Below are 15,053 nucleotides of genomic sequence, written 5' to 3' on the forward strand. Positions count from 1 at the left end.
ACAGCCTCATAAGGCCCGCATAACATTAAGCAAAGGCTTTAACGGATTAAATTATCAGATGCCACTACCAAGGTGATACGCACTATGCTACGGCTTTTCCCTATCTTGCTCCTCCTGCTGTTCGTAGCATGCCCATGTAAACCATCCTATGCGCAAAAAGTAGCGTTGGTACTGAGTGGCGGCGGAGCGAAGGGGATAGCTCATATCGGTGTTTTAAAGGCGCTGGAAGAGCACCACATTCCCATAGACTACATAGTGGGTACTTCTATGGGAGGCGTGGTAGGCGGGTTGTATGCAGCTGGTTACGCTCCCGCCGAGATCGAGTACCTGTTCAACACCGACGCTTTTCAGGACTGGGCGCGCGGGCGCATGGAAGAGAACTCTACATATAATTTCGCTAACTCAGAACCCACCCCTTCGCTCCTGCACCTCAACCTTGCCTTAGATTCCACACTGCAAATGCACCTTAACTCAAGCCTGCTAGATGGTGCCTCCCTAAATTTTGCCTACGCGCAGCTCCTGGCACAGCCTGCCGCCAAGGCAAACTATGACTTTGATAAACTGATGGTGCCGTTTCGTAGCCTGGCTGCAGATATTTACACGCAGCAGCAGGTGGTTCTAAAAAAGGGCCAACTGGCAGACGCTGTAAGGGCCACCATGACGGTTCCGCTGGTGTTCAGGCCTATCCGTATTGACAGGCGGCTGTTGTACGATGGCGGACTCTATAACAACTTCCCGGTAAACATTGCGCGTCAGGAGTTTGAGCCGGACATCATCATTGGCGTTAACGTATCGTCCAAGGTTTTTAAGGAATACCCGTATGGGCACGATGATTTTGACCTCCCTCAAACCCTGCTCTACTCCATGATGTCAAACAGCGACTCCTCACAACTCGGCCCCCGTGACATTTACATGCAGCCTAACATCGGCAATTTTACCTCCCTCGATTTTCATGAGGTTAAGAATCTTTATGAAGCAGGTTATCAGGCTGCTTTAGAGAAAATTGATGAAATCAGGCAAAAAGTGAAAAGGAAAGTGACGCCTGCTGAGATAAGTAAGAAAAGGGAACTGTACAGAAGTGACTTCAGCACCCTTACTTTCAGGGAGATCACCATAACGGGCGTTTCAGAGAAAGAGAGCGCCTTTGTGCGGAAATTCTTTCGGAAAGAAAATGACTTGTATACCGTGACGGAGATCAAAAAGTCATACTTCCGTCTGGCTTCTACCAATAATTTCCGCAACCTGTACCCTTCCATCCGATACAACCCTGTTAACCGGAACTACGATTTCATTCTTGATGTGCAATATGATGACGCCCTGAAAGTGGCTACAGGCGGTGTTCTGGCGTCCAGGCCCATTGACAATATTTTCGCGGGTTTTGAATACAGCCTGCTCGGGAACCAACTCTATACATTTGCCACCAGCTTTAACACAGGCAGGTTCTACCAGGCTGCACAGGCAAGGATAAGGATGGATGTACCCAGCCGCTTTCCTTTTTATGTGGAGCCAGCTTTTACGTTCAATAACTGGAGTTACCTTTCCACCAAGGGCTTTTTACTGAACAAAGACAAACTTCCTTTTATAGAACAGTCGGACCGTAACTTTGAGGTAAACGTGGGTTTGACAGATTCATATAAAGGGAAACTGGTTATTAACGCGGGTTTCATTCAGACGATAGACCGGTATAGTAACCGGTTAGAGATATTGAGTACCGATACACTGGATAAGACCAACTTCAATGCATTAGCTGCTGGAATAATTTTTAAACGGGGCCACCTGAACCGAAAACAGTATGCTTCAGCTGGCAAGCAGCTTTCCTCCTCCATAAGTTATTTCAATGGTACTGAGACCCTTTATCCTGGTTCCACAAGCTCGGTTAGCCGTGTTACCCGACAGGAGCATGAGTGGTTTAAGCTGAAGGCAAATTACGAAAGTTATGTAGGGAATGGCAAACATAGGTTCGGGTACGTTGTAGAGGGCATGGTCTCGAACCAGCCAACTTTTCTAAATTATCGCTCCACCCTAACAGCTGCATCGGCCTTTACCCCCTCCCGGACAGCAAAACGCTTTTTCTGGACAGCTTCAGAAATAACACCTACCTGGCCTCTGGCTTAAAGTACATTTATTTGGTTCGCCAGCGGCTGGAAGCAAGGGCAGAGGCTTATGTTTTTCAACCCTATCAGCCCATCCTGCAGCAAAAAGAACAACAGGCTGTTTACGGAAAATCGCTAAAAGGAACGGCTGTGATTGGCAGCACCAGCCTGGTTTACCACAGCCTACTCGGACCAATAGCTGTCAGTTTAAATTACTATGAGGATAAAGCAAAACGCTGGGGAATCTTGTTTCATGTTGGCTATCTGATTTTTCAGGATCGGGCCTTAGAATGAGCAATAAGCTTCAGGAATACTTAAACCTATACCTCATTAATTTTTATGATTGAGTTGAATAACAATAATTTATACTTAATACCATCATCCATAAGCAGTATGAACTGACAGCTCTCCTCTTTTTTCCTATTCATGTAACAGATGCATTGTCCGCTCAGAAAAATGTGTAAAACGTGTGTAAACAGGCTTTTCCCTTGTTGTTCGAGCTAGCAGGGTAAATGGGGTAAGTTAGCCTTTTGTCTGAATTCTATAGGTCAGCATCTTGTAACCGGGCATTTCAAGATGGTGTAAAAGCAGCGTATCTTTTATAATTTTAAATTTTATCATATCTTCTTATTTATCAAAACAATAAAGCATATTTTTAAAGTATCTGTTTAATACACAACACATACATAGCACCCTTTTTAACAAATAATTTGCCTGCCCGGCTCGCTTTCATATTTCTTGATTATATTTACTCTGTAAATTCTACCTGACATGAACAGAATCGCTTTAGCTTTTTTTGTAACCATGGCCCTGACAGGCTGTAAACAAAATGAACTTGTATCGGAAAGCACCACTTCGGCAAATGCTGCCCCTGTTTCCGGAACGCCTAACACATTCGGGCAAACCTTTCCAGAGGAAAACGTGATCAGTCCCTCTACTTTACAAAAAATGGTTTCCGGCCAGGATACTGTGCAGGCCGTCGTGTCTGCTCAAATAGTAGAAAGCTGCCAGGCCAAAGGTTGCTGGATGGATGTAAAGCTTGCCGACAATAGCACCATGAAAGTGACCTTCCGCGATTATGGGTTCTTCATGCCCGTGGAAGATCTGAAAGGACGCACCGTTGTCTTTACAGGTACTGCACAGCAGGAAGAGATCTCCGTTGAAGACCAAAAGCACTTTGCAAAAGATGCTGGAAAGTCAGCGGCAGAGATTGCGACCATCACTTCTCCTATACAGGAACTCCGTTTTGTAGCAGACGGCGTAATACTAAAATAGCCTTGCGCAGTGGCAATAGAACCTGCTTTACGTTTTAGCACGAGAAGTCTTCATTTAACATAGTTATTTTAAACAGCTGGCACACTTAAGGTTATTTCGACGGCACTCCAATTTCGTGGGCTATATTTCTGTTGGCACAAAGGCGCTATCAAATTATAAATTGCCCGGTTTCATAAACAGACAACGGAAAACCTGAACCCTGGCAGAAGGGTTTAGCTCAAAATCAACCCTCATTTTATTGAATCTCTTTCCTACTTTTACGCAAGAATAAACTGATTATGATGGCTATTGAAAAAGATGCGGCTCAGGAGATAAAGGAGCTTACCAAAAGGATTAACCACCTAAATTACCAATACTACCAGAATAGCGTGTCGGAGGTATCTGATTTTGAGTTTGACAAGATGCTGAAACGTTTGCACGAACTGGAGGAAGCTCATCCGGAACTGCGCCACCCTAACTCCCCTACTTTGCGGGTTGGAGGCACGATCACCAAAAATTTTAAGTCCGTATTTCATAAATACCCTATGCTTTCGCTCGGCAATACTTACTCGGAAGAGGAGTTGCGCGAGTTTGATAAACGCGTGCGCAAAGCGATAGGCAGTGAGGTAGAGTATGTTTGCGAGCAAAAGTTCGATGGCGTGGCGATAAGCCTGACCTATGAGAACGGCCAGTTTGTGCAGGGTGCTACCCGTGGGGATGGCACGCGAGGGGATGACATCACCGCAAATGTGCGCACCATCCGGGATGTGCCCTTGCAGGTACAGGGGCAGGACCTGCCAGAGTTGTTTGAAGTACGCGGCGAGGTTTATCTCCCGCTGACGGTATTCGAGCAGCTGAACGCAGAAAGGGAGGAAACAGGAGAGCAGCAGTTAGCAAACCCCCGCAATGCTGCCTCAGGCACCCTAAAACAACAGGATTCTTCTATTGTGGCCAGCAGGAAACTCGGCTGTTTCTCCTATGGTTTTCATTGTGCGCCAAACCCATTCGATACACACTCAGAGAGTTTGCAGGCCATTCAGAAATGGGGTTTTAAAGTATCTGATACCTGGCAGAAGTGCAGTTCTATCGAACAGGTGCTGGATTACATCAATCAATGGGAATCAAAGCGGTTTGAATTACCCATCGCCACCGATGGCGTAGTGGTAAAGGTGAACAGCCTGGTCCTGCAGCAAGAGTTGGGCTTCACCTCTAAAAGCCCGCGTTGGGCTATTGCCTACAAGTATGCTGCCATGAGTGCGGCCACCCGACTGCAAGGCGTACAATACCAGATAGGGCGCACCGGAGCGGTTACGCCAGTCGCGTTGCTGGAACCAGTGCAGCTGGCCGGAACCGTGGTGAAAAGGGCTTCACTCCATAATGCAAACGAGATTCAGCGTCTCGACCTGCGCATTGGCGATACCGTGTTTGTGGAGAAAGGCGGTGAGATCATTCCTAAGATAACTGGCGTGGATATTAACCTACGTCCTTCCGGTAGCCAGCCTATTGTTTACCCTTCGCAGTGCCCCGCCTGTGCTACTACCCTGATTCGGGCAGACGGAGAGGCGAACTTCTACTGCCCCAACGACCGCGGCTGTCCGCCACAAATCAAATCGAAGTTAGAGCATTTCATCAGTCGTAAGGCCATGAACATAGATGGCCTGGGTCCGGAAACAATTGAGCAGTTGTATGAAACTGGCCTGGTGAAAGATGCCGCCGACCTGTACGACCTGACATTTGAACAGTTATGCAACCTGGACAGAATGGGCGAGAAATCTGCCACCAATATTCTAAATAGTCTGGAGAAATCGAAATCCACGCATTACCACCGCGTGTTGTTTGCCTTAGGAATCCGCTTTGTAGGCAGTACGGTTGCTAAAAGGCTGGCAGAACAGTTACCCGACCTTGCAGCCCTGCGTGGCGCCGGTTACGAGGAACTGGTAGTCATCAATGAGATTGGGGACCGCATTGCCAATTCGCTTCTGGAATACTTTCAGGACCCGCTGCATGTGCAGTTGGTGGAGCGTCTGCAGGCGGCAGGGTTGCATTTTAAGGCTGAGAACACGGCCCCGGAAATAGAGAGCGATAAACTGGGAGGAGCTACGTTTGTTATTTCAGGGGTATTTCAAAGCGTCAGCCGGGAAGAGCTGCAGCAACTCATCTTTGTTCACGGTGGCAAGGTGGTGTCCTCTATCTCAGCTAAGTTAAATTATCTGGTTGCAGGCGAAAAAATGGGGCCTGCAAAGCTGGAAAAAGCCTCAAAACTAGGAATTAACATCCTTTCCGAAGACCAGTTCCTGGAAATGATAAGCTAAGTCGTTTATACTTAGATATCAGCCAGGGCCCGTGTCGGAGCATGGGCCCTGGCTGGTTTTAACCGCGCTTTATGGAACGAATTTTCCTACACCTGCTGCTCCGGCTCGCAGTACCCTGGTTTAGAATGGCTACCTGGTAAGTAAAGATGTAGAGAACACTCCCAAAATCTGAGGTTATTACCCGGTTGTACCCCCCACGTATACCTGTCAAAAGGCTGTTAATCCTTTAAATAGCAGTTTTTATCGCTACATTTCCATTCTTGGTATATCCCTTAAACTGCCTGATCGTGATAATGAAGGACTTTGCTTATCTTTAAGCTACAAAAGCGACTTAAAGGGCCAGCACCGCAACACATGGGGTGGCAATTTACTTCCGGATAAACATTAAATTAAGTGAGCAACTTTTCCATTTCCATACCTATTATACCCTTACGGAAACGTTATACCGTGGCCATGCACACGGCAGGTTGGCTTATTTTCGGTGCCTGGATATTCTATCTCGTATATTCTACCCGGGCCCTGACCTTTGGCAAAGGACTGGATGTGCTAGTGGGCCTGTTATTCCATGTTGGCCTCTTTTACTTTAACTGGTATTTCCTGATTTCCAGGTTCCTGGCTAAAAACAAGATATTCCATTACATTGCCGCCGTGCTGGCAACGCTGTTTGCCATGGCCCTGCTCCAGGCGCCGATAGATTATTACATTTTCCCGAAGTATAACCAGGGGATGGTCTCCTTATACAGTTCTGAGCGCTTGCTACAGTATGTGATCAGCGGGCTGGTTACAGTCTTTATCAGCTCGGCCCTTAAAGTAACCGGCAACTATATCCGTAACGAGCGGCTCAACAAAGAATTGGAAAACCAGAAGCTGAGTGCCGAGCTCGCTTACCTCAAGTCGCAGGTAAACCCCCACTTCCTGTTCAACACCTTAAACAACATCTACTCACTCGCTTACAAACAGTCGCCGGATACGCCCGATGCCATTATGAAGCTGTCGTTGCTGATGCGGTACATGTTGTATGAAAGCAATGACACGCTGGTAAGCCTGGAAAAAGAAGTGGATCACATCCATAATTTCATTGATCTGCAGAAGCTTCGGCTGCGCGAACAAACCAGTATCAGGTTTAACATTGAGGGGAACCCCGAGGGAAAGCAGATCGCCCCTATGCTCCTGATGACACTGGTTGAGAACGCGTTTAAGCATGGCCTTGTCAGCAAGAATGAAGTAGGCATCCTGTTTAACCTGAAGGTTTCGCAGGGTTCGCTACTTTTCAGTACCATGAACAACACCAGTTCACATAAAAAGAAGGAGTTCGGGGGCATTGGGCTTGAGAACCTGAAAAGGCGGCTTAACCTGTTGTACAACAACCGCCATGAACTGGTTTTCGAGGAGAAAGATGGCACTTTTTTCGCTACCTTAAAGATATACTTCCAACCTAACCTATAAAACTATGACCATACGCTGCATTGCTGTTGACGATGAACCACTGGCACTTGATATTATCGAAAGCTATGTGGGTAAACTTCCGTACCTCAAACTTGTAAAAACCTGCTCCAGCGCCACAGAGGCCATGCAGGTGCTGCAAGAGGAGCAGGTAGACCTGATGTTTCTGGACATTGAAATGCCTGAGCTGACCGGTATTCAGTTTTTAAACATTTTAAAGCACCAGCCGCTCATCATTTTCACAACCGCTTACCCGGATTATGCGCTGGAAGGGTTTAACCAGGACGCAGTGGATTACCTGCTGAAGCCCATCCCCTTCGACCGTTTTCTAAAAGCCGTGACAAAGGCCCAGGAGCGTCTGCTACGCAGTGGTAAGCAAACGGTTAATCCTGTTTCTGCATCAACGGGAGCGGAACAGGATTTTATGTTTGTAAAGGCAGACTATAAAACGATCCGGGTCGATTTTAAGGACATCCTCTGGATCGAGGGGCTGAAAGATTATATCATCATCCAGACGAAGGAGCATAAAATAATAACCCTTCTGTCGATGAACAAGATGATGGAGAAACTACCGGACACTAAGTTCCTGCGGGTACACAGGTCTTTTATTGTATCGTTACAGAAGATAGACAGCATTGAGAAAAGCCGCATAAAAGTCGGGAACAAAGAGATTCCCATCGGGGAAGTATACAAAGAACAGTTTCTGAAGTGGGTTGAGGAAAATAATATCCAGTAATTCAAAAGATGAAACGAGGGGTAGTTTGCAGAATCCGTTTCATAAGCTGAACTTTGCGTTTCGTAATTCTTAAAAAATGATTAGAGAGCAATTAAGAGGAACAGGCGTTGCGTTGGTAACGCCCTTCTCCAAGGATTTAGCCATAGATTACACGGCTTTTGAAAAGCTGATCGATTTTGTTTTGGATGGTGGAGTAAATTACCTGGTCATAAACGGGACCACTGCCGAATCCGGCACTACTACTGCTACAGAACAGGCCTCCATCTTACAATTTGTCAAGAAATGTGTGAATAAACGCGTGCCGCTTGTATATGGCCTGGGAGGAAACAATACCCAACAGGTGCTGGACAGCCTGGAAAAAATTGACCTGCAAGGCATTACGGCTATACTTTCGGTAAGCCCTTATTACAACAAGCCATCGCAGCAAGGCATTTACCAGCATTATCTTCAAATTGCCAATGCCTCGCCGGTACCCATTATACTTTATAACGTGCCAAGCCGCACAGGCAGCAATGTTTCTGCCGAAACCACGCTAAAACTAGCACAGCACGAGCAGATTATTGGCATAAAAGAGGCTTCGGGTAATATTGAACAGTGCATGTACATAGCCAAGCATAAGCCTACTGACTTTATGCTCATCAGTGGGGATGACCTCCTTACGGTTCCGATGGCGGCTTTTGGCGCAGAGGGTGTCATTTCGGTACTGGCCAATGCATTCCCCGAGAAATTCAGCAAAATGATCTCACATGCACTGGCCTACCAGTTTCAGGAGGCTACCGCTATACTAAACGGCTTTATCGATATTAACCCGCTGATGTACGAGGAAGGGAACCCGGTTGGTGTGAAAGCCGTGTTAGAACGCTTTGGGGTTTGTGGGCCTTATGTGCGCATGCCTTTGCTGGAGGCCTCTGCCGGATTGAAAGACCGCTTGCACAAACTGCTTTAAAACACTATTACCGGTACCACCTGGCCATCACCTCACCGGCAGGTTTGTTTTGCGGGGTAAAGTCCAGGTGGTCTCTCCGGTTTTCGCGCAGCCGCGGGTACCACTTCCAGATAAAAGTGCCGCCAAACCAGGGTTCCTGCCAGAATTGCTGGAACAGGGCCTCATAGGCGTTCGCCTGTGTTTGCTCAGACAGTCTCATTTGCTGCCAGTTCCTTTCCGGCCATTTCCAGGGCTCAATGGCGGCATCCGGCGTGCTTTTATAGCCTACTTCGGTAAACACCACGGGTTTATTATACCTGATCCGTACGGCTTCAATGCCCGCTAGATGCGACTCCCACCCCTTCCGCAAATCGGCAATACTGGGCTCCTCCTGCTTGGTGAGGGGAAAATAAGCCTGAATTCCAATAAAATCAAGCGCATCCCAGAACAGGATCTCCTCATATTCCTTGTACCAGTTGGCGGCGTAGGTAAGTTTCCCGCCATACACCTGCCGTACTTGCCCGATCAGCTTTCGCCACTCCTTTTCTCTGGTTACGGCGGGCACGTACAGTTCTGTGCCAATGCACAGGGCCTCCATGTGCTGGGCCTCGGCCAATACTGCGTAATGCAGTATGAACTTACTGTAACTGGCAAACCATTCCTGCCATTCCTGTTCACTTTGCATTTCCACGTCCGCCAGCCATTTGTCGTTATCATGGTTCCTTAGCCAAATGTGCGGCTTCAGGAGTATCTTTAAGCCCAGTTGCTTTGCCAGCTGTGTCGTTTGGATCAAACCCTTATCGCGTTCGCCCCAGTACCCTCGTTCGCTGCTCAGCCTCACCTCCGGCGAGTTGTACGCTTTCTGCCAGCCAAAGGGCGTTTGCGCAATCCAGCTCACATGATACTGCTTTAGCACCTGGAGCTGCTCAAGCGTAACCGAATCGCCGGCAACCCAGCTTACACCCCTGTATTTATCTGATGCTGGTACCGCTAAAGTGTCTGAAATCGGCGACACAAGGGGAGCATCAACCGTATCGGACACGCTGAATACCCAGAAAGAAAGCACCAAAACTAAAATTCCAGCTAACACTTTTCTCATGCACAAAAGGTAAAACATAGTATACGAATTGTTGAAAGTGATTCGTTCACAGACCCCAGGTTTTTTAACAGCTCTCATTCATAAAAAGTTAGCCTGGCTCCGGATCAGATCAGATTTCCTTTAAATTATTTGCTACATTCGCATGGCGATCTGACTGATACAATTATGCATAAACTCCTCCTGGCTGTCTTAACTATTTCCTTTGGCTGCAAGCAAGCATCAGAAAACGTAGTAGAAACTGCTCCAACCGATCATACCATTATAGAGCAAGAGCGTACTGACGAAACGGAGAAGGAAATGGACACGGCCTTTGTAACTTACGAGGTCGACTCTGTAGGATTGCCATCTGAGCCAGTTCATGGCTTAAAATTACTAATGGAGGGTTCTTTCCATAAGCAGGAAGTGTGGCGCGGCGCAGAGAAGAAGGATTGGATGGGGCTTTTTTACGAAAACAAGCACTATGTGCTCCGCAAGACAACATTACAAGTGGTGCCTGCTTTTGATCCTATCCTGGATGCGGGCGCATTGGCAAACGGGAAAAAGAAAATTTCGGGGAGGGAGGTGATAGGCGAGCATCCGAACACGCTTTTCTTCCTGACCGGACAAAGCAATCTAATGGAGGGCTTCATCGACTCCGCCGTTTACAGCGCCAATGTATTGCCGGCTAACAAAAGCCTTCAATATTCTTTTAAAGGCAAAACCTACTCCATACAGGCCTACGGCGACAGCATTCGGCAGCCTTCAAACGATTACAGCTACCAAAATTATGGCTGGAAAGTAAGTGGTATTAAAAAAGGGAAGAGAATTGAGCAGAAGCTGGCTGAGGATGCGTTTTTTGAGGACTCCATATATGTCTTGTTGTGGGCCGGTGACCTAGACAAGGATGGCATCCCGGACCTGCTTTTAGATCTTTCAAACCATTACCAAACCTCACGCGTGGCGCTATTTCTGTCTGCTGGCGCTAAAAGGGGTGAACTCTACCAAAAAGCAGCCGTGTTTGAAACAACAGGAGCGCAGGCAGTTCCGCTCTAGCACTGCAATGCCTGCAAACCTCTTTGGCTGCAGGCATCGCATTGTTAGAACCTTTAACAGATCAGCTAAAGTATAGCATTACCTGTTAAACCTAAAAAAATGTCCGTAGTTACGGCTTCCTACTCTGTCTCGGCTCCCGTAGTGGTCGTCGCCGAAATCGCGGAAAGCATCCTCATTTCCATAAGAGGCATCGTGTCTGTACCCATGGTTCCCGCGGCTTTCAAAATCGCGGTACCGGTCGCCTTCCTCTGGGTTATCATAGTTTGGATTGTATCCCATGTTGTAGCGGTAATGGCGTTTTTCTGGCGCATACTGCCCTTCCTGAGCATATGGATAATGCTTTATACTATCCAGATCGTTCTCTGCCGCTCCCGGCAGGCCATACTCCTCTTGCCGTGGTTGGGCCGAATAGTTACTAATATCATACATCTGGCGATACCGTAATTCCTTCATCCCGGCTTCTCCCCCCCTTTGGCCGTACTCACGGCTTTGCTGCAAGCGGTAATCCTCGTGCGGCTCGTGCCGGGTGTCACCCAGATAAGCATGCCGCCTGCCATCAAAAGGGCCCCTATCGTGTGCGCCTTCCATGTTATACTGTCGGCTATAGCTACCGTAATTTGTCTTTTTATCGTTTTTCATTGTTTTCAGTCGTAAGATTTTTTTACATGTTGCTTTAGAGACCGCATCGCTTGAACGATTAGCTGCGCCTGTCACGTTCACGCATATAACGCTCATACGGTCGGTCATTTGATGCTTCCCAACGATCCAGGTTGCTATTATAGCTGCCTTCGCCATAATGGGTTTTACCTCGCGCATAATTGCGGCCCGAAAATCCGGTACTATAATTGTTGTCGTAATTTGGGTTGCCTTGTTCATTGCGCCTGTAAGATTCATAGTCTCCCCTAGAGGCCCTGGCTTGGTTCATTGCATCCCCGCCGTGCCGTACACTATGCCCAAAACGCTCATCCCGCCTCCTGTAATCATTGCCGCCTGGGGTTTCCTTCTCGTTAAAGCGGTAGTCATTGTCACTGTAATCAGCCCGGGCGTCAAAGTGCCTGCCTGAGTTAAAGGAGTCATCGCGGAAATAAGACATGCCATATGGATTTTCGTCCTCATCTCTCCCTCTGGTATAATCCTGCCCACTGTAGTGCGCCCCACCTGGCGAGAACCGGCCTTGGCCCGACATTTGGCTTTGGTCGGCTCTGCTGTTAAAACTGTTGTCGACGCCAAACTGACTGTAAGCGCTCTCGCCATACCCCCGGTTAAAATGAGTGTCTACGGTATAGTTGCCACGGTCTGAGTTTTGTCCGCTATGATGCCCATGCAGCCACCGCGCCTCTCTATCTTCATTCTCAAAATCCCTGTTTCTGTAATTTTCATTTCTGTCGTTTCTCATCGCTTAGCTACTTTAGGTTATCAAATAATTGTATACTTAATTACGGGAGCTGATGGGCATTGGGTTAATTCTCAGCCGTGTAATGATGCAAGAGATAAACCCAAGCCCTGATCGTGCGTTAAAAGTATAACAAAACGAATCCAAGACTATGAACAGATATCAAGATTATAAGCACCCGAGCGAACGGGAAAATAGAGACCGCCCCTACAACTATCAGGGCGAGCGTGAAAACGAGAACCAATACCGCGGTGCCTATCGGTTAGATAATTCCAGTGATCACCGCAACGAGTCTACCTGGGATGGGTATGGCAGCACCAAAAACTACCGCTCCCGCTCATCGGATTATAACCAGGACTACAACAGGAACTACAACCGGGACTATAACCGAAACTATAATTCGGGAAACCCCAGCCAGTACGACCCTGACAATTATAACAGGGACAGCCGTTACCGCGATGAAGATCAGGGCTATAGAAGCAGCAACAGAAGCGACTGGAATGATTGGGACCGGCAAGGAAGCAACAGTTACGAAAACAGATCTAGAGGCTCTCAGAAGCACCAGAGTGTGCACAACCGCATTGAGGACCGTGACCCGTATGGGGCCGGAAACTTTAATGCGAATTATGGCCCTGACCATTACGGCAATGGAGGCGGTGATAATTATGGCAACATGGCCGGTTCTTTAAGTTATGGCTACGACGGAGGCAGCAATTATGACCCCGATTGGAACAGCCAATACGATCCGCTGAGCGGCCACCGAAGAAGCTACCATGGCAACTACACCAGCCGACACCCAGAGCCGGGCCAATACACGCAGAATGCAAGCCGTTATCGTTCTGATCACTCAAATCAGGGCGGCAACGATTAACGGACAACCTGCAAGTATAAATTTTATAAAGTTAAATTAACCAGAAACTTATAACCAAATAATATGAAAACCGACAAAGCAGATAAGACAAAATTGAAGAACGAAGATCTTAGCGAAACCATTAACACGGGCAACAAAGTACCAAACATCAACCCAACCGGCAAAGCAGAGATCGTAGATGAGGAAGAGATAAAAAAAGGGAAAGTTGGCGGGGCGCCTTCGCAAAAAAGCGGTAGCCGCGGAAGTGCCGACGTGCAGGATGGCGGCTCAGACATAGGCAGCAGTGCAGGAAGCCATTAAATAATTATTCCCTTAAATACAAAACGCCGCCGTGGTTCCGGCGGCGTTTTGTATTTAAGGGAATAATTAAATCTAATGAACTTCTTCCTGTTCCATAAACTCCCACATAGCATCCTCGTTGGTGCCTGATTTGGCAGCATAGACCAACATCGTGGTGTACACACCGATCAACAAGAAGCTAAGGGGTATGGAAAACACAAATGAGACAATCAAGGTTTTGATAGGATCAGGCTTCGACTGCATTTTGGTAGAGGCGTACCAAAAAAACAAAACATTGAATATGCCTGAAAGCGCTACAAAATTGATGATGTCTATCATTTGCGAAAATTTTAATAAGCTTAATTACTTGAGAAAATTGCCAGCTATTAAATCCGAAAAACAAAACCTAACTATCAACAACTTCTTCTCTCTGACACACTTAGATAAGCTCTTTTTACCGATATGCTTAATGCAAGATAACAGACAGATTACTCAATGTCAAATTTTTATATCAATTAATTAATAATATCATAATCATAGGTCGCTGATTTATCAGTTAAGAATTCTTAGTACTTATAAATAGAGGAAGTTGCACCAATACATCCTTGATAGTCCTTAAAAGATTAAAATATCGAAAAGTGGACCAAACTTCCGCTGCTATACAGATACTTTTATTTGATATAAAAATATATAAATAAAAAATTTTATATTTATATTATTATAATTATTAGTACTTTATAATTCTTTTTTTTTTGTAATTTTTCAATCTAATTTTTTTAAATCTTAAAGATTTCTTTTTAGTGCTGTATTTGACCTAATATACCCCTATATATTTCATTATAACAGAATGAAGGCCGTGCAGCGAGTTATTTTTCTTCTATTATCTTTAATTGTTCTAACATTCTTTTTAACTTCAACCTGAACATGGCTGATATGTAGATGGAATTCATATCATTCGTTTTCCGCTTGTTAAAACAGAGTTAATGGAAACACCCTCAAAACCGCGAGAAAAAATAATAAGTAAAGCCCGCAGCCTTTTTTTTGCGAACGGATATACAAAAGTTTTAATGGCTCACATAGCCAAAGAACTGGGCATAAGCAAAAAAACACTCTACCAACACTTTGCTGGGAAAGAGGAACTCCTGCATGTAGTGATCAAACAATATCAGTTGGAAGTACAGAATGGCGTGGAGAAACTAATGGCTAGCGTAGACCTGGAATTTCCTGAAAAAGTGAGCCAGATATTTCGATACGTAGGCACGAAACTGCATGTGCTTAACCCCTATCTGCTCAACGACATTAGGGATAACTCCCCTCGTAGCTGGCAACTCCTGCAGGATTACAAAGCGTCGGCCGCTTTTTTGCGCTTTCACAAGTTACTGGATGAGGGGATGCAAAAAGGCTTCGTGCACAAGGACATTAACATCTCGCTGGCCGTTCTGCTGTATGCCAGTGCCCTGGAAACTATTCTAAATCCTGATTTCACGCACCAGATCCCGCTGGAACTTACAAGCAGAATGCCCGCCACCCCTGAAAATGTTTTTGGTGGATTGGTAAATATCATCTTTCATGGTATTTTAGAAAATAACCACGGGCACCAGTCAAAATAAAACAGG

14 protein-coding genes are annotated in these 15,053 nt (G+C 46.4%); 10 read left to right on the forward strand and 4 right to left on the reverse strand.

The window, feature by feature from the left end:
- Positions 1 to 84 precede the first annotated feature (84 nt).
- The 6 genes from AC4BAN_RS00410 (at position 85) to dapA (ending at position 8,784) form a co-directional block, all read left to right on the forward strand.
- A complete protein-coding gene (locus AC4BAN_RS00410) occupies positions 85 to 2,115 on the forward strand; it encodes a patatin-like phospholipase family protein (RefSeq protein ID WP_490562380.1) in 2,031 nt (676 codons plus the stop codon).
- A 749-nt stretch (positions 2,116 to 2,864) separates the two neighbouring features.
- Positions 2,865 to 3,368: a DUF4920 domain-containing protein gene (locus tag AC4BAN_RS00415; RefSeq protein WP_490562381.1), complete on the forward strand. Its 504-nt coding sequence runs from the start codon at positions 2,865 to 2,867 to the stop codon at positions 3,366 to 3,368.
- A gap of 281 nt (positions 3,369 to 3,649) precedes the next feature.
- Complete coding sequence (ligA, locus tag AC4BAN_RS00420) at positions 3,650 to 5,659, forward strand: NAD-dependent DNA ligase LigA (RefSeq protein ID WP_490562979.1); 2,010 nt, start codon at positions 3,650 to 3,652, stop codon at positions 5,657 to 5,659.
- Positions 5,660 to 6,052: 393 nt separating this feature from the next.
- A complete protein-coding gene (locus AC4BAN_RS00425; protein WP_490562382.1) occupies positions 6,053 to 7,105 on the forward strand; it encodes a sensor histidine kinase in 1,053 nt (350 codons plus the stop codon).
- 4 nt (positions 7,106 to 7,109) lie between these two features.
- Positions 7,110 to 7,838: a LytR/AlgR family response regulator transcription factor gene (locus AC4BAN_RS00430; RefSeq protein ID WP_490562383.1), complete on the forward strand. Its 729-nt coding sequence runs from the start codon at positions 7,110 to 7,112 to the stop codon at positions 7,836 to 7,838.
- A 76-nt stretch (positions 7,839 to 7,914) separates the two neighbouring features.
- Positions 7,915 to 8,784: a 4-hydroxy-tetrahydrodipicolinate synthase gene (gene dapA, locus AC4BAN_RS00435; RefSeq protein WP_490562384.1), complete on the forward strand. Its 870-nt coding sequence runs from the start codon at positions 7,915 to 7,917 to the stop codon at positions 8,782 to 8,784.
- A 7-nt stretch (positions 8,785 to 8,791) separates the two neighbouring features.
- Here dapA and AC4BAN_RS00440 read toward each other — a convergent pair whose 3' ends face one another.
- Positions 8,792 to 9,862 carry a glycoside hydrolase family 113 gene (locus AC4BAN_RS00440; protein ID WP_490562385.1) on the reverse strand — a complete coding sequence of 357 codons (1,071 nt, stop codon included), beginning with the start codon at positions 9,860 to 9,862 and terminating at the stop codon, positions 8,792 to 8,794.
- Between the two features lie 165 nt (positions 9,863 to 10,027).
- On the opposite strand from AC4BAN_RS00440, the gene AC4BAN_RS00445 reads away from it, so the two are divergent.
- The gene (locus AC4BAN_RS00445; RefSeq protein ID WP_490562386.1) at positions 10,028 to 10,894 is read left to right on the forward strand and encodes a hypothetical protein; all 867 of its coding nucleotides are present in this window, start codon (positions 10,028 to 10,030) and stop codon (positions 10,892 to 10,894) included.
- Between the two features lie 78 nt (positions 10,895 to 10,972).
- On the opposite strand, the gene AC4BAN_RS00450 is transcribed toward AC4BAN_RS00445, so the two are convergent.
- Positions 10,973 to 11,533 carry a hypothetical protein gene (locus AC4BAN_RS00450; RefSeq protein ID WP_490562387.1) on the reverse strand — a complete coding sequence of 187 codons (561 nt, stop codon included), beginning with the start codon at positions 11,531 to 11,533 and terminating at the stop codon, positions 10,973 to 10,975.
- Between the two features lie 58 nt (positions 11,534 to 11,591).
- Positions 11,592 to 12,290 carry a hypothetical protein gene (locus tag AC4BAN_RS00455; protein WP_490562388.1) on the reverse strand — a complete coding sequence of 233 codons (699 nt, stop codon included), beginning with the start codon at positions 12,288 to 12,290 and terminating at the stop codon, positions 11,592 to 11,594.
- A 148-nt stretch (positions 12,291 to 12,438) separates the two neighbouring features.
- On the opposite strand from AC4BAN_RS00455, the gene AC4BAN_RS00460 reads away from it, so the two are divergent.
- Both AC4BAN_RS00460 and AC4BAN_RS00465 read left to right on the forward strand, forming a co-directional pair.
- Positions 12,439 to 13,158 carry a hypothetical protein gene (locus AC4BAN_RS00460; protein ID WP_490562389.1) on the forward strand — a complete coding sequence of 240 codons (720 nt, stop codon included), beginning with the start codon at positions 12,439 to 12,441 and terminating at the stop codon, positions 13,156 to 13,158.
- 63 nt (positions 13,159 to 13,221) lie between these two features.
- A complete protein-coding gene (locus AC4BAN_RS00465; protein WP_490562390.1) occupies positions 13,222 to 13,458 on the forward strand; it encodes a hypothetical protein in 237 nt (78 codons plus the stop codon).
- Between the two features lie 72 nt (positions 13,459 to 13,530).
- Here AC4BAN_RS00465 and AC4BAN_RS00470 read toward each other — a convergent pair whose 3' ends face one another.
- On the reverse strand, positions 13,531 to 13,776 hold the full coding sequence (locus tag AC4BAN_RS00470) for a hypothetical protein (RefSeq protein WP_490562391.1): 246 nt from the start codon (positions 13,774 to 13,776) through the stop codon (positions 13,531 to 13,533).
- Between the two features lie 644 nt (positions 13,777 to 14,420).
- Between AC4BAN_RS00470 and AC4BAN_RS00475 the strand changes: the two genes are divergently transcribed.
- The gene (locus AC4BAN_RS00475; RefSeq protein WP_490562392.1) at positions 14,421 to 15,047 is read left to right on the forward strand and encodes a TetR/AcrR family transcriptional regulator; all 627 of its coding nucleotides are present in this window, start codon (positions 14,421 to 14,423) and stop codon (positions 15,045 to 15,047) included.
- The last annotated feature ends 6 nt before the right edge of the window (positions 15,048 to 15,053 follow it).

The organism is Pontibacter sp. GD13 (assembly GCF_058216355.1).